The following is an 18,751-nucleotide window of genomic DNA, read 5'->3' on the forward strand; positions in this document are numbered from 1 at the left end:
GCAATCATGTTCACACCCCCATCGTCCTCTCTGCGCCTGAGCCGTCGCGGTTTCCTCAACGCAGCAGCCCTTGGCGCCGCCTCGGTCGCGGTCTCCAGTTGCACCACGCTGTCGCAACAGCCGGTCGAGCCGCCGCCGCCGACCTATGTCGAGCCGGCGCTTGGCGACTATGTGACGATGTATGGGCCGATGTCGGATGGCGGCTTCGAGCTGCCGGCCATACCGGTCGACAAGATCGACCCGCAGTTCCTGCGCCAGATCGTTGACGATCCGACCGGGCAGCAGCCGGGCACCATCGTCGTCGACACCACCAATCACTTCCTCTATCTGGTGCGCCCGGGCGGCCAGGCGATCCGCTATGGCGTCGGCCTCGGCCGCGCCGGCTTCGAATGGTCGGGCGATGCGGTGGTCCAATGGAAGCAGAAATGGCCGAAATGGACGCCGCCGGACGAAATGATCGCCCGCCAGCCCGAACTAAGACCGTACAGCGCCGACAATGGCGGCATGCCCGGTGGGCTCAAGAACCCGCTTGGCGCGCGGGCGCTCTATCTCTTCCAGGGCAACCAGGACACGCTCTACCGCTTGCACGGTTCGCCGGAATGGCGGTCGATCGGCAAATCGGTGTCGTCGGGCTGTGTTCGCCTGATGAACCAGGACATTATCGATCTCTACGACCGAGTGCCGAACAAGACCCCGGTCGTGGTGACGGCCGATATCGGCCAGCCGATGGTGGCGACAGCAAACCGCAAAGCCATCCCGATCGACGCCGGCGTGCCGGAAGGATCGATCCTGCTCGGCCCGGTCAAGGCGATCACAGACTCGATCTTCTGAGCTGACGGAAGCACAGGCGGGATTGCTCACGGCTCCTGCTGGTTTTGCCGAGCGTCGGCTTGCCCGTGCCGGTGCCCGCCTTTGGATTTGATGCTTACGTTGAGGCGGACTTTGCCGCACCTGTGTGCAGACGCCACCAGTGACAGCTCATGACCCCGGAGCGGACATTTCGCGCTCAGAAGGGATTATCACGGTGATCGGAGGGATACCCCTCCTGTCATCCTGACCGTATTTGTGCTGGATGCGCTCTGACAGGTGCGATGCCGTGGCAGGTTTTTGTAGACCTTGGCGCGAAGGAATGATCCAAAATGTAACCCTGGCCATGCCAATTGCTTCAACGATCGATGCAATCCACTCAGAGCAGGTTGATCGCAATTTGCACGTTGCCGCGCGTCGCTTTCGAGTACGGACAAATGTCGTGCGCCTCGTCGATCAGGGCTCGTGCGGTATTGTACTCCACGCCAGGCAGGCTGACGTTGAGCCGAGTGCTGAGAGAGTAGCCGTCGTCCCCGAGATTTAGATCAACCTCGGCATCGATTCTCACTCCGGCCGGCAGCATAATTTTTTGTTCGTGAGCCACAGACGCAACCGCGCTTGCGAAGCTGGCCGACCAGCCGGCTGCAAGCAGTTGCTCCGGGTTGGTGCCGATGCGCGCCGATCCGGGTATGGAAAGCCTGATGTCCAGAAGGCCATCAGAGCTGCGCGAGGCGCCATTCTCGCGGCCACCTGTGGTTGCGGTCCTGGCCGTGTAAACAACCCTTGCGATCGGGTTCATAGGCATTCTTTTGGTGGTTGTCGTACCTGCCGGAGGGGCGGCGCCGCGAACTCGATCACGCGTCGACCTCGACAACGGCGTCGGCAAAGGCCTGTGGTGCTTCCTGAGGTAGGTTGTGTCCAATGCCGCCCATGACTACCCGGTGGCTATATCTGCCTGAAAACATCTTGGCGTAAGCGCTGGCGTCCGGATGCGGCGCGCCATTGGCGTCGCCCTCGAGCGTCATCGTGGGCACGGAGATGACGGGTGCCTGAGCAAGCCGCTGCTCCAGTGGATCATATTGCACCTCGCCTTCTGCCAGGCCGAGCCGCCAGCGATAATTGTGGATGACGATCGCGACGTGATCCGGATTGTCGAAGGCCGCAGCACTCCGCTCGAACGTGGGCTCATCGAAATTCCATTGCGGCGAGGCGAGCTGCCAAATCAGCCTGGCGAAATCGCGCGTATATTTCTCGTAGCCGACACGGCCGCGATCGGTAGCGAAGTAATATTGGTACCACCATTGCAGCTCGGCCTTCGGCGGCAGCGGCAGTTTGCCGGCTTGCTGGTTGCCGATGAGATAGCCGCTCACCGAGACCATCGCCTTGCAGCGTTCCGGCCACAGGACGGCGATGATGTTCGCCGTCCGAGCGCCCCAGTCGCAGCCGGCAATCGTCGCCTTCTCGATACCCAGCGCATCCATCAGCGCGACGATGTCGGCAGCGATGGCCGACTGCTGACCATTGCGCATCGTCTCGTCCGACAGGAACCGCGTCGTGCCGTATCCGCGCAGGTAGGGCACGATCACGCGGCGGCCTTTCGCCGCCAGAATGGGCGCAACGTCGACATATGTGTGGATGTCGTAAGGCCAGCCATGGAGAAGGATAACGGGCGGACCGTCGGCAGGGCCGGCCTCTGCATAGCCGACATTAAGGACACCGGCATCGATCTGCCTGGGTTCGCCGAACGAGTTCTTTGCCGTGTGCATCGCAGACGCCGTCGTCTGGTCGACTCCAATGGGCGCCGCCTTCGCTGTCGCGGTCATGCCGAGTTCGGCAAGCGTCATGCCCATTGCGGCTGCACCGATCAGGCGACGGCGGCGCTCATCGATTTTGTCGCAAACACTGATCGTGTTCATAGTGATGTCTCTTTGTGATGAGGCAATGTGCTTTGTTCCTGCGTAGTCACGAGACGAGCTGCTGGCCGCCGTCGAGGTCGTATGTCGCGCCCGTCAGCGCCGTGTTGCTCATGATGTGAACGGCGAGCGCGGCGACATCAGCCGGTCCGACGACACGTCGGATTGGCAGCGTCGCGCGCAGTTCATCGCGCCGCTTGTCGAGGTTGTCGCCGAGCAGCGACGCCGACAGTGGCGTGTCGACGAAGCCTGCGGCGATCAGGTTGACGCGTATCGGCGCGAGCTCGAGCGCGAGATTGGCGATGAGCGCGGGGAACGCGACGGTAACCGTCGAGACGATCGCGAGGCCTGGTTTTGGGCGGCGTGCGCCCGTGCCGCCCATGAATATCAGTGAGCCGGCCGACCCGACCTTGCCAGCGGCGCTGCGTGCCACATTGAGCGCGAGCAATAGGTGGTCCGTGAGATCGTGTCGTGCCTCCTCGGGAGGAATTTCGAGGGGAGAGCGATAATGGGGAGCGCCGGCAGTAACCATCACATGGTCGATCAAGTCCGGCAGATCTTGAAAGAACGACTTCAGCTGGGTCGCATCATTGGCGTCGAAGGCGGCGGTGCCCTCAGCGCTAATCTCACACGCTGCTTGATCGAGGCGGTCGCGATTGCGTCCGGTGAGGATGACGCGGGCGCCTTCGGCGCGGGCACGCCGGGCGGTCTCCAGACCGATGCCGGCGCTACCGCCGATGACGACGACGGTCTGGCCAAGAAGGTCAGGTTCGCGCTGAGTGGGGATGGCTGCGGTACTCATGATTTCCTCCGATAAAGGCCGTCAGGTCGCCACGATCTCCGCAGGCCGCGAACGAATACGGCGCCAGTGTGCCGCCGTCTGGAAGCTCTTCCTACTGCGGCAGTTCCTCGCCAGACTGCTCGGCCACTATGTATTCGGCGTACCAGTCCGGCCAGTTCTCGTCACGCTGGCCGCCGGTCCGCTTCTCGTGCTCTCCGTGGGCGACCGACGCGCGCCGCATTGCGGCGGCCAGGTCGCCCTCGGAGGCGAAGCTCGTCGCCTTCGAGTCGATCCGGCCCGGAAACCGGGTGGTGATCTCCTGGAGCAGCCAGCCGTTCCCGTCGGGATCGCTGAACGTTGCAAAGGAGACGTAGCTGCGTCCCTCCGGGTCCCGACCATTGACAGCAGGCTGTCCCGGACCGGCACGGTGGAACACTTCGCTCACATCTGCACCGTGAGCGATGAGCTCGGCGCGCGCCGCTACGATGTCGGACACGATGAGATAGAGACCCTGTGTCGACCCCGGCGCGGCCGAGGTGACAGCCTTGCCGAAGTGGATCGAGCCAGGCGAGCCCGGAGGCGTGAACTGCACAACCCGGAACATGTCGCCGACCGCGAAGTCGGCATCGAGCCGCCAGCCGAGGCCCTCGTAGAACTGCTTGGAGCGGTCGACGTCTGCGACCGGAATAACGACAACCTCGAACTTCAGGTCGACGGGACGTGCGCTTGCGGTGTCGGAGGTCTTTTCGCCCTGACGGGCCGTTGCGATGTCTGACATGGTCGTTTTCTTTCCAGTTGGGTGGGACCTGGTCCTGCCCGATCGTTGCCACGTAATGACCGAGCCTGTTCTGGATCTCTCTGCTGCATGTCGGCCAGAGCCAAGTTCTCTTCGACGTATTTTGACGCGTCGAGCGCACGGAAACGGTCCGCCGGAGTGCAGAGTGAGATGCGCACGGTTGGCCATTCCCTCGCGTGTGAGATCGATCATCACCTACGCCTCGGCGGCCGAGGTCTGGACGGCAGAAATCGAGTCGATGATTTGGTCTGTCGTGACAATCGCGCTGGCGTAGTTCGGCATGTTGATGTCGAGAGCCGCGTGCATCTCCTCATCCGAGTAGTCTGCCGTCGCGTCCCTCACCATGGTTACGTCGTAGCCGAGCTCGGCGGCGAAGCGAACGGTCGCTTCGACGCAGGTGTGTGCGATCAGTCCGATGACAATGAGTTTCTGGATTCCGTGCCTTTTCAGCTGCAGATCCAGATCCGTATTGGCGAACCCACTGGAACACCAATGTTCGGTCGCGACAGTTTCGCCTGGCTTGGGCTCGAACTCGGACCGAATCTCGCCGCCCCAGGTGCCGTATTCAAAGCTCTTGCTCTTCCATGCTCTCTTCTGGACGGGCGCGACGTAAGTCCATGTCTCATAGTCGCCCGGACGGTATCGATGATGCATTGCATAGAAGACGCGAAGCTTAGCTTGACGCGCGGCATTCAGGACTTGCAGCATGTGAGGCACGCAGCCGTTCGCCTCTGCGACAGCCCGGATGCGGGGCCATATCTTGCCCCCATCGGAAATGAAGTCGTTGTACGGATCGATCACCAAAAGTGCGGTGACCTCCCGGTCATGTGCGTGCCTCGTCATTGTGCCTCCTCCATGGAGCGGCTACATCACAAGAAAGATGCTGCCGCTCAGTTCCTGAGCGCGGCTCGTTCGATGCTGGCCGCAAAAAGCGGCGTCTCGCCCTTGTTGTGAGCGATCGACATGGGCTGGCGCTGTGACCGAAGCACCTCGAACGGGATGCCCTGGCGCTCGAAGAAGGCCATGAATTCCTTCGTGGCCCAGGACCGGACGTGGTTGGTAAACTCACATCGGCGACTGTCGATAGCCTTGACGCTCAGCTCCCAACGCACATGGATCGTGGTGCGGCCCGTAGGCGTGAAGAGGTCTGAAACCGACTCCAGGATGAGGTGATCCTTGCGGCCAAGCGTCTCGACATAGTGTTGCACCATCAGGCTGCCGCCGATGATCTCGACATTGATCGACATGCGCTTGCCATCCGGCGCCGTCGTGAAACCCGCCGCTATGTGGGCAGGCGAACACCCCTGATATTCATGTTCGGACAGCGCGAAGCACCAGTTGGGAATGTCAATCTTCTCGATCGGCGCGTTGATGATAGCCGTAAAGCTTGAATCGACGATTTCATGGTCCTCGACGGGGGCTGCCATCTTCGTGATGGGTTCGTGCGATGCGGAAGAGTGCGCGATTGCTGACATGGCGTTCTCCTTTGTCCCGGGTTCAATCGGGTTGCCTTGGACAGTCGAGCAGGTGTGACTGCAAGCGGAACCCTGTGAGGGGTTCAGATTTGCTGGCGCAGCGGACGAAATGCCGTCCGGAGTTCGGCGGTGAAGGCCGCGGGCTGCTCCCAGGCTGCGAAATGGCCGCCCTTGGGGAGCCGGTTGTAATGGATAAGCTTCGGATACGCCTTTTCAGCCCAGGTCTCCGGCGCCTGGTAGATCTCGTCCGGGAAGGCGCTCACAGCGACCGGGATCTTGATGCCCCTGGGGTCGAAGAAGCCTCCCGTCGGGTGGTGCGCGTTGTCCCAGTAAAGACGCGCCGAGGAGATCGCCGTGTTGGTCAGCCAGTACATCGTGACATTGTCCAGGATATCGTCCTTCGTCAGCCCTTCCGGCTGCCCGTCGAAGACGCGTGCGATCAGCTCGTAGCTGCGGATGTCGTGGTCGAGCATCCAGGCTGCGAGACCAACCGGCGAGTCGACGATGCCGTAGAGCGTCTGCGGGCGATTGTTCATCTCGATCGCGTAGCCCAGCCCGTTCTTGTAGAAATCGTCGAGCTGGTCCCAGGCGCGCTTCTCGTCGGGCGAGAGGCCGGCGGGCGCCCGGCCGCCGGCGGCAAGCGCCTTCGAGATGTCGGCGGGCACGGTGGCAGCCATGTTGGTGTGGATGCCAAGCAAGCCCGGAGGCTCTTGCAGCGCCATCGTCTCCGACACGGCGTTGCCCCAGTCGCCGCCCTGCGCGACGTATCTCGTGTAACCGAGGCGTTGCATCAGCATCGCCCACGCTTTGGCGATGCGGACAGGTGTCCATCCCGGTGCGGTCGGCTTGCCTGAGAAGCCGTAACCAGGCAGCGAGGGGATCACCACATGAAATGCGTCCGCTTCGCTCCCGCCGTTGGCGGTTGGATTGGTGAGCGGCTCGATGACCTTCAACTGCTCGATGATCGAGCCAGGCCAGCCATGCGTGATAATTACCGGCAATGCATTCTCATGCCTGGAGCGGACATGGATGAAGTGGATGTCCAGCCCGTCGATCTCGGTGATGAACTGCGGCAGGGCATGGAGCCGGGTCTCCATCTTGCGCCAGTCGTAATCCGTCGCCCAGTACTTCGCGAGCTTCTGCATTGTGGCGAGCTGCACGCCCTGGGTGTCGTCAGCCACATTCTCCTGGTCCGGCCAGCGGGTCGCGGCGACGCGTCGGCTAAGCTCGTCGATTTCCTCCTGAGGAAAGCTGACCTTGAAGGGCCGGATCGCATCGCCCGCGGCTGCGGCGACCGATGGGAGCAGGCTGGCAGTACCTACGGCGGCAATGCCCATTGCGGCCGTGCTCAAAACCAGGCGGCGGTCCTGATCGATTAGTTCGGGAGTCTTGGTCGTATTCATGGGTCTCTCCTGGGGGGTGCTCGGTGCTGCCGAAAACTTACGCCCGCAGGACGAGAATCGCCCGTTATGTGTTGTGAGCCCCCTGTTAGTGGCTGTCAGCGCTGGTGGCTCCGGGCAGCGGGGTCCTGCCACCGTTCGCCTATGGTGCAGGTGTTGTACTTGACTTAGACTATCGGCTTGGTGGCGGGCGGCTCCGAGAGAAGCGCCATGACGATAGTGGCAGGTCAGGCCAAGGACGGACTGTCGTTCGGTCCTTTCCATCTGGTTGCGCGCGAAAGGCTCGTCACAAAAGACGGCGCTCCCTTGGCGCTGGGCTCGCGTGCACTGGACATTCTCATTGCCCTGATCTCCACGCCGAATGAAATCGTCGGCAAAAAGGATCTGATGTCGCGGGTTTGGCCCGATGTCGTAGTCGAGGAAGGCAGCCTGCGGTTTCACATGACCAGGCTCCGCAAGGCGCTGGGTGACGGAAAGGACGGCGCACGATACATCGCGACACTACCAGGGCGGGGTTATTGCTTCATCGCGCCCGTCTCGCAGATCGGCGGTCCGCGCGATGAAGAGCCTGCAGCTGCCGCCAGTTTTCCGCACGCGAATCTTCCGAGCCGCTTGGGCCGAATGGTTGGCCGGGACGACGACGTTCTTCAGCTGTCGGCTCGACTGAATGCGTCGCGCTTCGTCACAATCGTTGGCGCGGGCGGCGTCGGCAAAACCACCGTCGCGATCGCGGTCGGACATCACCTCATTGACGGCTTCGCGGGCGCTGTGCTGTTCGTCGACCTGGGAATGCTCGGCGATCCCGACCTGGTGACGACAGCCGTCGCCTCCATGCTTGGGCTGTCGGTTCAATCGAGTGACGCGACGCCCAGTCTGATCGCCTACCTGCGCAACAAGCGGATGCTTTTGATCCTCGACACCTGCGAGCATCTCGTCGATGCGGTGGCGCCTCTGGCCGCAAGCATCATCGACGCGGCGTCGCAGGTCCACATTCTGGCAACAAGTCGCGAAGCGCTTCGGGTCGAAGGCGAGCATATCTACCGATTGGATGCCCTTGCCTGTCCGCCAGACGACCCAAGGCTTACGGCGGCGGTTGTCCAGACGTTCCCGGCCATTCAACTGTTCGTGGAGCGCGCGGTGGCAAGTGGCGCGCGCTTGGATGTCAGCGATGCGGAGGCCCTGATCGTCGCAAGCATCTGTCGAAAGCTTGACGGTGTGGCGCTTGCAATCGAGTTGGCGGCCCGGCGGGTCGAGTCTTATGGATTGCAACAAACCGCCGCGCTTCTCGATCAACGTCTGACTTTGCTGTGGCTGGGATCGCGGACCGCGCCACCGCGTCAAAAGACCCTGCAGGCCACGCTGGATTGGAGCTTTGGGCTACTTACCGACCTGGAGCGCGCAGTGCTTCGCAGGCTCGCTGTATTCCTTGGCCATTTCACGCTCGATGCGGTCTTGGAAGTCGTCACAAGCGCTGCCCTCGACAGATCGACGGTTCTTAATGCCATGGATAGTCTTGTTGCCAAGTCGATCATAGCGACGCGCCCGCTCGGAGCGATGATGCGCTATCGGCTCCTGGATACCACGCGCGCCTACGTCCTCGATATCAGCATAGATGACGCCGAGGCCGCCGATCTGGCGGTGCGCCACGCCGCCTACTATCGAAGATGGCTTGAGCAAACAGGTATCGAGTGGCCAGGTCTGGCGACCGGCGAGGAGCGGGCTCCTCACTTCGCCGCCATCAACAATGTGCGGGCCGCTCTGGAATGGTGCTTCGGCGAGGGCGGAAACGCCGATATCGGCATCGGACTTGCCACTGCTGCCGCGCCTGTTTTCCTGGCGATGTCCTTGTTGCCGGAGTGTCATCGCTGGTCAGAACGCGCGATATTCGCTCTCGACGATGCCGCTCTTGGCGGACTTGACGAGATGCATCTCCAGGCAGCCTTGGGTGTGTCCCTGATGTTCATGCGGGGAGGGCGTGATGCGGCGCGCGTCGCCCTGGAGAAAAGCCTGGCGATCGCCGAAGAACGCGGTGATACGTTGGATCAAGTGCGCCTGCTGGGTCCGCTCAACATGTTCCACCTGCGGACAGGCAACTTCGTGACCGCCCTCCAGTTTGCAAAACGCTGTTCAGCCATAGCCGCGACCCTGGAGGATCCGGTCGCGATTGCGTTGGCGCATACCATTCTGGGGATATCGCTTCACCTTCGTGGTGACCTGGCCGAAGCCCGCGCGGAGCTTGAGGCAGCGCTGGATCGTGGGCCACGCTCTCAGCGAACCACAACGGTCTATCTCGGTTTCGAGGGCAAAATCCTGGCCAAGGCTATCCTGGCGAGGAACCTTTGGCTGCAAGGCCATCCGGACCAAGCCATGGAACGTGCTCGACAGGCCGTCGAAGAGGCCGCCGCCATGGACCACTCGCTGACTCTGGCGATCGCCCTGATCTGGGGAATATCGGTGTTCCTGTGGGCCGGGGAACTGGAGAGCGCGGAGGCACACATCGACATGCTGATTTCCCGCGCCGAGTCCCATTCCATGGCCCCTTATCTGCTGGTCGGTCGGGGATTCAAAAGCGAAGTCGCAATCCGGCACGGGGATGCGACAGGTGGGGTCGGGGGCCTCCAGAGTTCTCTCCAAAACCTCCACGCAGCACCTTACGAATTGCTCACGACCGAGCTCAACCTCTCGCTGGTTAGAGGACTATCCGCGATCGGTCGGGTCGACGAAGCAGTCGCGCTGATCGGTGATTCAGTTGGTCAAGTCGAAAAGAACGGTGACCAATTGTACCTTCCGGAGTTGCTGCGGATGAAGGGAGGCCTTCTTCTCCAACAACTGTCGGAACGCAATCGCGACGAGGTCGGCGCATCCCTAATGCAGGCACTGGAGTTGAGCCGGAGTCAAGGCGCGCGGGCATGGGAGCTGCGAACCGCAATTGATATGGCAACGTTGATGGCTGGGCGAGGCGAGATCGACGGCGCTCGCGAGCTCTTGCAATCGGTTGCGGAGCATTTCGTAGAAGGCGCGAGTACGGAAGATTTGAAGGCTGCCGCGCGCCTGTTGGCGACGCTGAACTAGCTACCGCCGATACGCGTTTACACTTTTGCAGACGGTCCGACGGCAGCTATGGGCGCATAGCCGCCGTCCGCTGTCCTTCAGATCTGGCCACCGGCACTTGATGTGCAAGACAGAATTTGCCAACACAGATGCCCGCCCTTCGGTGCGATGCCCCTCACCTGCCCCTGGACAAGCTCCCCAAAATCCCGCGGACGATCGCCCGTCCGACCGACGAGCCGACCGAGCGCACGATGGATTTGATCGCCGCCTCCGCAACGGTCTGACGGTTGGAGGGGCGCGGCGCGCGGCGGCCGCCGGTCGGCTGGGGATCGTCATTGCCGAAGCCGGGAATGGTCCAGCGCGAACGGCCGCTTTCCTGTTGCTGCGCCTGTGCCTCCTGGGCGTCCTTGGCCTTCTTCTGCAGCATCTCGAAGGCCGATTCGCGGTCGATGGTCTGATCGTATTGTCCCGCAACCGGGCTCTCGGTGATCAGCTTGCGGCGCTCGTCGGGCGTGATCGGGCCAAGGCGCGATGACGGCGGGCGGATCAGCGTTCGCTGCACCATGGACGGCACGCCCTTGGCTTCCAGCGTCGAGACAAGCGCCTCGCCGGTGCCGAGCTGCGTGATCACGGTTGCGCAGTCGAAGTCGGGATTAGGCCTGAACGTCTCGGCCGCCGTCCTGACGGCCTTCTGTTCGCGCGGCGTGTAGGCACGGAGTGCGTGCTGCACGCGGTTGCCGAGCTGGGCCAGCACCGTTTCGGGGATATCCAGCGGATTTTGCGTGACGAAATAAACGCCGACGCCCTTCGAGCGGATCAGCCGGACCACCTGCTCGACGCGGTCGACCAACACCTTCGGGGCGTCGTCGAACAGAAGGTGCGCCTCGTCGAAGAAGAAGACCAGCTTCGGCCTGTCCGGGTCGCCGACTTCCGGCAGTTCCTCGAACAGTTCCGACATCAGCCACAGAAGGAACGTCGCATAGAGCCGCGGATTCATCATCAGCTTGTCGGCGGCGAGCACGCTGATGGCGCCGCGTCCATCGCGCGTGGTGCGCATGATGTCGGATATCCGCAATGCCGGCTCGCCGAAGAAATTGGCAGCGCCCTGCTGCTCCAGGACCAGCAGCGTGCGCTGGATCGCGCCGACCGAAGGCTTCGTCACATTGCCGTAGCGGGCGCCGATCTCTTCGGGGCGGTCGGCGATATTGGCCAGCAGTGACTGCAGGTCCTTCAAATCGAGCAGCAGAAGGCCTTCCTCGTCGGCGATGCGGAAGGCGATGTTCATGATGCCTTCCTGCGCCTCGGAAAGGTTCATCAACCGCGACAGAAGCAGCGGCCCCATCTCCGAGATGGTGGCGCGGATCGGGTGGCCCTGCTCGCCGAACAGATCCCAGAAGATGACCGGGAATTCCTGGAATTCATAGGGATCGAGCTTGACCTGCTCGGCCCGCTTGACCAGGAAATCCTGCGCTGTGCCCATCATAGCGATACCCGACAGGTCGCCCTTGATGTCGGCGCAGAATACCGGCACGCCGGCATTTGAGAAACCCTCGGCCAATATCTGCAGGGTCACCGTCTTGCCGGTGCCGGTCGCGCCGGTGACCAGGCCATGACGATTGCCATATTGCAGCAAAAGCTGTTCGGGCCGCTGATAACTGTCGTCCGGCTTGCGGCTGGCCCCTATGAAGATACTGGTATCGTCGGCCATGTGTCCGGTCTCTCCGCAAACCTATAGGGTTGAATGCCCTGATCCCTTGAAGAAAAGGGAGCCCTGCCGCAGGTATAGTGAGGCCATTGCGCAGCGACAATGGGCACCGTCGAAAATGGCTTTTGGAGCTTGCGGAACCTGCCCATGTTTGGCAATCGGTTGACGGTCACCGTCACGGAAGGCGAGTTGCACCGCATGTGTGCTGCATTGTGATATCGGGCCGGGGACCGTAGACTGACATAGTCGGCCGCTGCGGCCGCTAGAACGAGGAGAACCGATGGGCGCCGGTGCCTTGACCCAGGATGCCGAACTTCCGAACGTCGACCGGCAACGATGGCTGGCGCTGGCGGAGAAGGCGCTGGCCGGCGGGTCCTTCGAGGAAAAGCTCGTCTCGCATACGGACGACGCCATCCGCATCGAGCCGCTCTACGAGCGTTCGGTAACCGCCGAGCCTCTCGTGCGCGCCAACCCGGGATCACCGTGGATCGTCAGCCAGCGCATCGACGATCCGGACATAGGCCGCGCCAGTGCGCAGGCGCTGGAAGACGTCGCGCAGGGTGCCACCGGACTGTCGCTTGTCTTCGAGGGTGCGCCGAACGCCTTCGGCTATGGCTTGCCGAGGACGGCGGAGGCGCTGGAGGGCGTGCTCGACGGCGTGCCGCTCAACCGCATCCAGATCCGCATCGACGCCCATCCCTGGAGCCGTGCCGTGGCCGACTGGCTGGTGGCGTTTTTGACCAAGCGCCGCTCCGATCCGGCAAAGCTCAACCTCTCCTTCGGCATCGATCCGGCGGCGATCTTTGCCGGGACCGGCAGGCTGCGCATGTCGATCGAGGCTTTGCAGGCTTCGATGCCGCAATCGCTGGCGCATTTCTTTTCGATGGGTGTGCCCGGCGTGCTGCTGGAGGCCGACGGGCGGGTATTCCACAATGCCGGCGCCACCGAGGCGCAGGAGCTTGGCACCATGCTCGCCTCGGCCGTCTCCTATTTGAGGCTGTTCGAGAAGGCGCGCCAGCCGCTCGTCTACGCGGCGCCGCATATCGGTTTTGCGCTCAGCGTCGACCAGGACCAGTTCGTTTCGACGGCCAAGGTCAGGGCGTTGCGCAGGCTGTGGGCGCGTGTCCAGGAGGCCTGCTCGATACCGCCCTCCACCGCCAGCATCCATGCCGAAACATCCTTCCGGATGATGACGGCGGCCGATCCGGAAACCAACATCCTGCGCACCACCATTGCCGCTTTTGCCGCTGCCGCCGGCGGCGCGGATTCGATCGCCATCCTGCCGCACACGATCGCGCACGGCCTGCCCGCGGGTTTTGCCCGCCGCGTTGCCCGCAACGCGCAACTGATCATGGCCAATGAAAGCAATATCGACCACGTCGCCGATCCGGTTTGCGGTTCGGGGGCCGTCGAAGCGCTGACTGCGGAGCTCTGCGCGGCGGCCTGGCAGGAGTTCCAGCAGATCGAGGCGGAAGGCGGCGTGCTGACCAGCCTTGAGCAAGGCCACATCCAGAGGCGCGTCCAGGCAGCTTCCGCCCGCCGCAACACAGCCTACCAGGCGGGCGAACGGGCGATCGTCGGCACGACGCTGCACCCGTCGAAGACCGAGCGTCCGGTCGAGACGCTGGCGGCGGAGCGGCGGCCTGCCTTCACCGAAGGCGTTGCGGTGTGCGAGCCGCTATTTCCGATCCGCATCGATCAGTCGATCGGAGCCGTGCCATGATCCCGGATTTCAGCCAGATCGCCTGGTCGCCGCCACGGCGGGCGCCGGTCGAGATCAAAGGCCAGCGGATGACGCCGGAAGGAATCGCCGTCAAGCATCTCTACAACCAGGGCGATCTCAAGGGCTTGCCGCACCTCGATACCTATCCAGGCCTGCCGCCTTTCGTGCGCGGCCCCTATCCGACGATGTATGTCCAGCAACCCTGGACGATCCGGCAATATGCCGGCTTCTCGACGGCCGAAGAGTCCAACGCCTTCTACCGGCGCAACCTTGCCGCCGGCCAGAAAGGCCTGTCGGTCGCCTTCGATCTCGCCACGCACCGCGGCTACGACAGCGACCATCCGCGCGTCGCCGGCGATGTCGGCATGGCCGGCGTCGCCATCGATTCCATTCTCGACATGCGCCAGCTGTTCGACGGCATCCCGCTTAACGAGATGACGGTATCGATGACGATGAACGGCGCGGTGCTGCCGATCATGGCGCTCTATATCGTCGCGGCGGAGGAACAGGGCGTTGCGCAGAAGGACCTCACCGGGACCATTCAGAACGACATCCTGAAAGAGTTCATGGTGCGCAACACCTACATCTATCCGCCAAAACCTTCGATGCGGATCGTGTCGGACATTTTTTCCTACACGTCGAAGCACATGCCGAAGTTCAATTCGATCTCGATCTCCGGCTATCACATGCAGGAGGCGGGAGCGACGGCGGATCTCGAGCTCGCCTACACGATTGCAGACGGTATCGAATATGCCCGCGCCGGCGTCGCGGCCGGCCTCGACATCGACCGTTTCGCGCCGCGCCTTTCCTTCTTCTGGGCGATCGGCATGAATTTCTTCATGGAAGTCGCCAAGCTGAGAGCAGCGCGCGTATTGTGGGCCAGCCTAATGCTGAAGAACTTTTCGCCGAAGGACGAGCGCTCGCTGTCGCTGCGCACCCATTGCCAGACTTCGGGCTGGTCGCTGACGGCGCAGGATCCCTACAACAACATCATCCGCACCATGATCGAGGCGATGGCCGCCACTCAAGGCCATACGCAGTCGCTGCACACCAATTCCTTCGACGAGGCAATGGCGCTGCCGACCGACCATTCGGCCCGCATCGCCCGCAACACACAGCTCATCCTGCAGAAGGAATCCGGCACGACGCGCATTATCGACCCGTGGGGCGGCTCCGCCTATGTCGAACGGCTGACACATGATCTGGCGGCGCGTGCGCTTGCGCATATCGAGGAGGTCGAGAGCCTCGGCGGCATGGCCGCGGCGATCGAAAAGGGCCTACCGAAGCTGCGCATCGAAGAGGCTGCCGCGCGCACCCAGGCGCGCATCGATTCCGGCGAACAGATCGTGGTCGGTGTCAATGCCCACCGTCCCGGCACGGACATCGAAGTCGACGTGCTGAAGATCGACAATGCCGAGGTCAGGGCACGGCAATTGTCGAAGCTGCAGCGGCTGAAAGGTACGCGCGACGTCGCCGCCGTCGAGAGCGCGCTCGATGCGCTGACCCGTGCTGCCGGGAGTAACGGAAACCTGCTGGAATTCGCCATCCGGGCCGCACGCGCCAACGCCACGGTCGGCGAGATTTCGCTAGCGCTGGAAAAGGTTTTCGGCCGCCATGTCGCCTCGGTGCAGACGATCTCCGGCGTCTATCGCAACGCGCTCGGCGACAATCCGGTGGTCGACCGGCTGCAGGACAAGATCGTCGCGTTCGAGGAGAGGTCCGGCGGCAAGCCGCGCATTCTGGTCGCCAAGATGGGGCAAGACGGCCATGATCGCGGCCAGAAAGTGATCGCCACCGCCTTTGCCGACCTAGGCTTCGACGTCACCGTCGGGCCGATGTTCCAGACGCCGGACGAGATCGCCAGACTGGCAGTCGAGCATGACGTGCACATCGTCGGCGCCTCGTCGCTGGCTGCGGGCCATTTGACGCTCATTCCCGAACTCAAGCTTGCACTGAAGAAGTTGGGCCGCGACGACATGCTGATAGTCGCCGGCGGCGTTATCCCGCCGCAGGATTACGACGCAGTCCGGCAGGCAGGCGCCACTGAAATCTTCCCGCCCGGCACGGTCATCCCGGAAGCGGCGGAGCGGCTGATGGACCGGCTGCTGCAGGCCGGCTGACGCCTTGTTATAATGTCTGTTGTAACAAGAAACACACTGCGTTATAATCAGCGTTGCAACAGGATGCCTCACCATGAACACGACCATTCGCAAGATCGGCAATTCCGAAGGCGTGATCCTGCCGAGGGAACTTCTCGATCGTCTGAACCTGAAGGCCGGCGACCAGCTTCAAATCGTTGAAACAGGTGACGGTTTTGCGCTGAGGCCGGTGGACGACAGCTTCGAGCGGCAAATGAAAGCCGCCCGCGAGGTGATGGATAAATACAAGGTCGCGCTTCAGAAGCTCGCCGAATGAGCTGGGAACTTCTGACGAGGCGTGCAGTCGAAGCCATGCACGCGGAGCAGTTGCGCCGACACGGCGGAGCACAAGGCTTGAGGGATGAAAATGCCCTCGAATCGGCGGGCGCTCGCGCCGAAAACAAGGCCAACTACGGAGACCGGTCGGTTGAGGAACTCGCAGCCGCCTATGTCTTCGGCATTGCCAGAAATCATGCCTTTGTCGACGGCAACAAACGCACCGCCATTGTCGCGGCCGGCGCATTTCTGATTGTGAATGGTTATGCCCTGTCGGCCAATGACGGCATGCTTTACGAATTCGTCATGGGCGTCGCCGCCGGCGAAATCGACGAGGCCGGCGCCGCAGCGTTCTTCCGCGATCATGTCGTCAAGCTCGAAGACTAACTGTCGGAGAGCTTGACGATCTCCCATTCCTTGCCATTGACCACGGCAACTTCGCCGACCTTCTTGCCGAACAGCGCCATCGCCATCGGCGACATATGGGAAATTGTCCCCTTGGCGGGATTTGCCTCATCCTCGCCGACGATCTTCCAGTGCACCTTCTTGCCGTCGTGGCTTTCTAGCGTGACGCCCATGCCGAAGCGAACCATGTCGCTGCCCGGTTCCGGCACCGAAAGCTCGGCGCTTTCGCGCCGCGCCGTCCAGTAGCGGAGATCACGCGACACCAGCGCGATGCGCTCGCGGTCGGCCCTCTTCTCGGCTCTGCCCAGTTCGTCGCGCAGAGCGGCCACCTCGGCATCGATCAGCGCCATGCCGCGTTCCGTGACCAGATTGCGGTGATGGCTGATCGGCCGCTCGCCGATGCCGGCAATGGCGTTTTCGCTGTCTTCCTCGCGGGTGAAGGCCCTGCTCATCCGACGAACTTAGGCTTGGAATGGCGACTCCACAAGCCATTGCTGATGAAGAGGCTAATGGTGAAGATCTGGGTTCAGTACCCGAGATTAGACAGCTGCTTGGGGTATAAAGCTGAGCATGCGAATGCCTCAACTTGGCGCACTATCGCGCTTCGCGGGCCGCAAGGCTAAGGTCCGGTTGCGCAACTAGGTAGCGGAGCCCCTTGGTTCCGACGTCGCCTTGCTCAACGATATTGAAGCCGTGCCGGCCGAGATCCGCTGCAACTTTGTCCAAATCGACGTAACCATGCCGGTGGAGCCGAAAGGTGCTCTTCCGGCGCGGCGGTTTTGCAAAATCGACGATAAGCACGCGACCGCCCGCCTTCAGGACGCGGAAGGCTTCTCTGCCGAAATCCTCGCGGCCCTTCTTTGGAAGATGGTGGAACATCAGCGTGCTGAGGACGACATCAAATTCCCCATCCTTGAAAGGCAGTTCCTGAGCGGTGGCGGTCGAGAACCCGACTTGTAGCCCGGCTCGCCGGGCCTTTGCCGTCGCGCGCGCAACCATTTCGGCGGAGGCGTCGACGCCGTGCACGCGCCCCTCCGGCGCCACTTTTTGTCTGGCAAGGAGCGCGGTGGTGCCGGTGCCGCACCCGACATCCAGGACCACTTCTCCCGGTTTCAGCTCCGCAAAGCTTAATATCCTTTCGCGAAAAGCACGTTCGCGACCGAAGGTCAGAAGCCACGCCAGCATATCGTACAGGGCGGCGGAATGAAGCGTGATGCCGACATGCAGCGCCTTCTCCTCGCCGGCGGCCGGTCTGCGGTCCTTGGCGGACAGCCGCCCGTGAGCGCTTTGCCATATCAATAAGCTCGCGACTACGACGAGTGCACCAGCATGAAGCAGGAGGACGGGAACTCCCAAGGAAAAGACCGCATTTGCCTGTCCCAACGAGAAAAATGCCGCGAGCACCACGGCCACTTTGACGAGCGCGACTAACGCATGCCCTCCGACTATTGTTCCGAAAAGACGTTGGTGCATTGCTTTATCTCCGGCCAGCCGGGCATCGCGCCGGGCCTTCCGCAAGAGCATAGGATACTGGACAGTGTGTCCAGTATCAGTTTTACTGGCCACATCGCACCGACGCGCCCAATACTGGACGATTTGGTGTCCTTTGGCCGGAAAAGGATGTTGCCCATGCCAGCCGGACCGATCGACCGTCGGGTCGCCAGGACCGCAGCCGACTGCAGCAGGCGCTTTTCAGATTGACCGCCGAGAAGGGATATACGGCGATCACGGTCGAGGATATCTGCAGGGAAGCCGATGTCGGCCGCTCGACTTTCTACACACACTATCCCGACAAGGACCGCTTGAGGAAAGCAACGATCGACGACCATCTGAAGACCCTGCAGGCACACGGTGCCGAACGCCATTCGCAGCGAAACGCCAAGGGCTTTTCCTTCAGCGGTCCGGTGTTCGAGCATGCTCATGCCATGCGGGAGATGCACCGTGCGCTGATGGGCGGGAAAAAGCGCGAAATGCCAGAAGAGATCCGCGGCTGGATAAGCAGGCAGGTTCGCAATGAATTGCCGAATATCCAAGGTGATCAAGGCGGAGTCAGACTTGAGATCGCCACACGCTTCATCGTTGGCGCGTTCTTTGAAGTGATGCACTGGTGGCTTGAGAGGGATACGAAGCTGTCTCCGGCGGAGATCGACCAGACATTCCTGCAACTTGCCTTCAACGGGGTAAATGCGGTGATCGCCGAGCCAACGAGGATCGAATAGGGGCCAAGCGTCAGATTTTCACCACGAGTTCGACCGGGCTAGTCTGGCACGAATCCTGCGGC

17 protein-coding genes are annotated in these 18,751 nt (G+C 62.3%); 7 read left to right on the top strand and 10 right to left on the bottom strand.

Annotated features, from left to right (window positions below; all coding sequences use genetic code 11):
* The first annotated feature begins 6 nt into the window (after positions 1-6).
* Entirely contained in the window at positions 7-831 is an 825-nt protein-coding gene (locus tag NKJ15_RS22945) for a L,D-transpeptidase (protein ID WP_352540739.1), read from the top strand.
* Positions 832-1,186: 355 nt separating this feature from the next.
* Here the strand turns inward: NKJ15_RS22945 and NKJ15_RS22950 are convergent, their stop codons facing one another.
* The 7 genes from NKJ15_RS22950 to NKJ15_RS22980 form a co-directional block, all read right to left on the bottom strand.
* Positions 1,187-1,606 (bottom strand): Ohr family peroxiredoxin, encoded by a 420-nt coding sequence (locus NKJ15_RS22950; protein WP_352470987.1) that lies wholly within the window; start codon positions 1,604-1,606, stop codon positions 1,187-1,189.
* A 55-nt stretch (positions 1,607-1,661) separates the two neighbouring features.
* Positions 1,662-2,723: an alpha/beta fold hydrolase gene (locus tag NKJ15_RS22955; protein ID WP_352470986.1), complete on the bottom strand. Its 1,062-nt coding sequence runs from the start codon at positions 2,721-2,723 to the stop codon at positions 1,662-1,664.
* A 46-nt stretch (positions 2,724-2,769) separates the two neighbouring features.
* Positions 2,770-3,522, bottom strand: a complete 753-nt coding sequence (locus NKJ15_RS22960; protein WP_352614930.1) for an SDR family oxidoreductase — start codon at positions 3,520-3,522, stop codon at positions 2,770-2,772.
* Positions 3,523-3,613: 91 nt separating this feature from the next.
* Positions 3,614-4,270: a VOC family protein gene (locus NKJ15_RS22965; protein WP_502896488.1), complete on the bottom strand. Its 657-nt coding sequence runs from the start codon at positions 4,268-4,270 to the stop codon at positions 3,614-3,616.
* A gap of 222 nt (positions 4,271-4,492) precedes the next feature.
* A complete protein-coding gene (locus tag NKJ15_RS22970) occupies positions 4,493-5,140 on the bottom strand; it encodes a cysteine hydrolase family protein (protein WP_352501766.1) in 648 nt (215 codons plus the stop codon).
* Positions 5,141-5,187: 47 nt separating this feature from the next.
* Positions 5,188-5,724, bottom strand: a complete 537-nt coding sequence (locus NKJ15_RS22975) for a hypothetical protein (protein WP_352471106.1) — start codon at positions 5,722-5,724, stop codon at positions 5,188-5,190.
* A gap of 131 nt (positions 5,725-5,855) precedes the next feature.
* On the bottom strand, positions 5,856-7,175 hold the full coding sequence (locus NKJ15_RS22980; RefSeq protein ID WP_502904286.1) for an epoxide hydrolase family protein: 1,320 nt from the start codon (positions 7,173-7,175) through the stop codon (positions 5,856-5,858).
* A gap of 207 nt (positions 7,176-7,382) precedes the next feature.
* On the opposite strand from NKJ15_RS22980, the gene NKJ15_RS22985 reads away from it, so the two are divergent.
* The gene (locus NKJ15_RS22985; protein ID WP_352470982.1) at positions 7,383-10,244 is read left to right on the top strand and encodes an ATP-binding protein; all 2,862 of its coding nucleotides are present in this window, start codon (positions 7,383-7,385) and stop codon (positions 10,242-10,244) included.
* Positions 10,245-10,398: 154 nt separating this feature from the next.
* Here NKJ15_RS22985 and NKJ15_RS22990 read toward each other — a convergent pair whose 3' ends face one another.
* Entirely contained in the window at positions 10,399-11,931 is a 1,533-nt protein-coding gene (locus tag NKJ15_RS22990; RefSeq protein WP_352817728.1) for a helicase HerA-like C-terminal domain-containing protein, read from the bottom strand.
* A gap of 277 nt (positions 11,932-12,208) precedes the next feature.
* Here NKJ15_RS22990 and NKJ15_RS22995 point away from each other — a divergent pair, with 277 nt between their 5' ends.
* The 4 genes from NKJ15_RS22995 (at position 12,209) to NKJ15_RS23010 (ending at position 16,452) form a co-directional block, all read left to right on the top strand.
* Positions 12,209-13,651 (top strand): methylmalonyl-CoA mutase subunit beta, encoded by a 1,443-nt coding sequence (locus NKJ15_RS22995; protein ID WP_352817729.1) that lies wholly within the window; start codon positions 12,209-12,211, stop codon positions 13,649-13,651.
* Entirely contained in the window at positions 13,648-15,771 is a 2,124-nt protein-coding gene (gene scpA / locus NKJ15_RS23000; RefSeq protein ID WP_352540734.1) for a methylmalonyl-CoA mutase, read from the top strand. Before NKJ15_RS22995 ends, scpA begins: the two co-directional genes overlap by 4 nt.
* Positions 15,772-15,844: 73 nt before the next feature.
* On the top strand, positions 15,845-16,066 hold the full coding sequence (locus tag NKJ15_RS23005) for an AbrB/MazE/SpoVT family DNA-binding domain-containing protein (RefSeq protein WP_352470978.1): 222 nt from the start codon (positions 15,845-15,847) through the stop codon (positions 16,064-16,066).
* The gene (locus NKJ15_RS23010) at positions 16,063-16,452 is read left to right on the top strand and encodes a type II toxin-antitoxin system death-on-curing family toxin (protein WP_352683826.1); all 390 of its coding nucleotides are present in this window, start codon (positions 16,063-16,065) and stop codon (positions 16,450-16,452) included. Before NKJ15_RS23005 ends, NKJ15_RS23010 begins: the two co-directional genes overlap by 4 nt.
* Here the strand turns inward: NKJ15_RS23010 and NKJ15_RS23015 are convergent.
* Positions 16,449-16,922 carry a GreA/GreB family elongation factor gene (locus tag NKJ15_RS23015; RefSeq protein WP_352490814.1) on the bottom strand — a complete coding sequence of 158 codons (474 nt, stop codon included), beginning with the start codon at positions 16,920-16,922 and terminating at the stop codon, positions 16,449-16,451. The genes NKJ15_RS23010 and NKJ15_RS23015 overlap by 4 nt on opposite strands.
* Before the next feature lie 142 nt (positions 16,923-17,064).
* Positions 17,065-17,943, bottom strand: coding sequence for a class I SAM-dependent methyltransferase (locus tag NKJ15_RS23020; RefSeq protein ID WP_352540732.1), 879 nt, complete (start codon positions 17,941-17,943; stop codon positions 17,065-17,067).
* A gap of 224 nt (positions 17,944-18,167) precedes the next feature.
* Here NKJ15_RS23020 and NKJ15_RS23025 point away from each other — a divergent pair, with 224 nt between their 5' ends.
* Entirely contained in the window at positions 18,168-18,689 is a 522-nt protein-coding gene (locus NKJ15_RS23025; protein WP_352614919.1) for a TetR/AcrR family transcriptional regulator, read from the top strand.
* Positions 18,690-18,751: the final 62 nt, after the last annotated feature.

This window comes from Mesorhizobium sp. M0207 (assembly GCF_040321995.1).
Taxonomy (GTDB): Bacteria; Pseudomonadota; Alphaproteobacteria; order Rhizobiales; family Rhizobiaceae; genus Mesorhizobium.

Coding starts and splice junctions, on each gene's coding strand:
- NKJ15_RS22945 (WP_352540739.1), top strand. CDS start 7: ATGTTCACACCCCCATCGTCCTCTCTGCGCCTGAGCCGTCGCGGTTTC.
- NKJ15_RS22950 (WP_352470987.1), bottom strand. CDS start 1,606: ATGAACCCGATCGCAAGGGTTGTTTACACGGCCAGGACCGCAACCACA.
- NKJ15_RS22955 (WP_352470986.1), bottom strand. CDS start 2,723: ATGAACACGATCAGTGTTTGCGACAAAATCGATGAGCGCCGCCGTCGC.
- NKJ15_RS22960 (WP_352614930.1), bottom strand. CDS start 3,522: ATGAGTACCGCAGCCATCCCCACTCAGCGCGAACCTGACCTTCTTGGC.
- NKJ15_RS22970 (WP_352501766.1), bottom strand. CDS start 5,140: ATGACGAGGCACGCACATGACCGGGAGGTCACCGCACTTTTGGTGATC.
- NKJ15_RS22975 (WP_352471106.1), bottom strand. CDS start 5,724: ATGGCAGCCCCCGTCGAGGACCATGAAATCGTCGATTCAAGCTTTACG.
- NKJ15_RS22980 (WP_502904286.1), bottom strand. CDS start 7,175: ATGAATACGACCAAGACTCCCGAACTAATCGATCAGGACCGCCGCCTG.
- NKJ15_RS22985 (WP_352470982.1), top strand. CDS start 7,383: ATGACGATAGTGGCAGGTCAGGCCAAGGACGGACTGTCGTTCGGTCCT.
- NKJ15_RS22990 (WP_352817728.1), bottom strand. CDS start 11,931: ATGGCCGACGATACCAGTATCTTCATAGGGGCCAGCCGCAAGCCGGAC.
- NKJ15_RS22995 (WP_352817729.1), top strand. CDS start 12,209: ATGGGCGCCGGTGCCTTGACCCAGGATGCCGAACTTCCGAACGTCGAC.
- scpA (WP_352540734.1), top strand. CDS start 13,648: ATGATCCCGGATTTCAGCCAGATCGCCTGGTCGCCGCCACGGCGGGCG.
- NKJ15_RS23005 (WP_352470978.1), top strand. CDS start 15,845: ATGAACACGACCATTCGCAAGATCGGCAATTCCGAAGGCGTGATCCTG.
- NKJ15_RS23010 (WP_352683826.1), top strand. CDS start 16,063: ATGAGCTGGGAACTTCTGACGAGGCGTGCAGTCGAAGCCATGCACGCG.
- NKJ15_RS23015 (WP_352490814.1), bottom strand. CDS start 16,922: ATGAGCAGGGCCTTCACCCGCGAGGAAGACAGCGAAAACGCCATTGCC.
- NKJ15_RS23020 (WP_352540732.1), bottom strand. CDS start 17,943: ATGCACCAACGTCTTTTCGGAACAATAGTCGGAGGGCATGCGTTAGTC.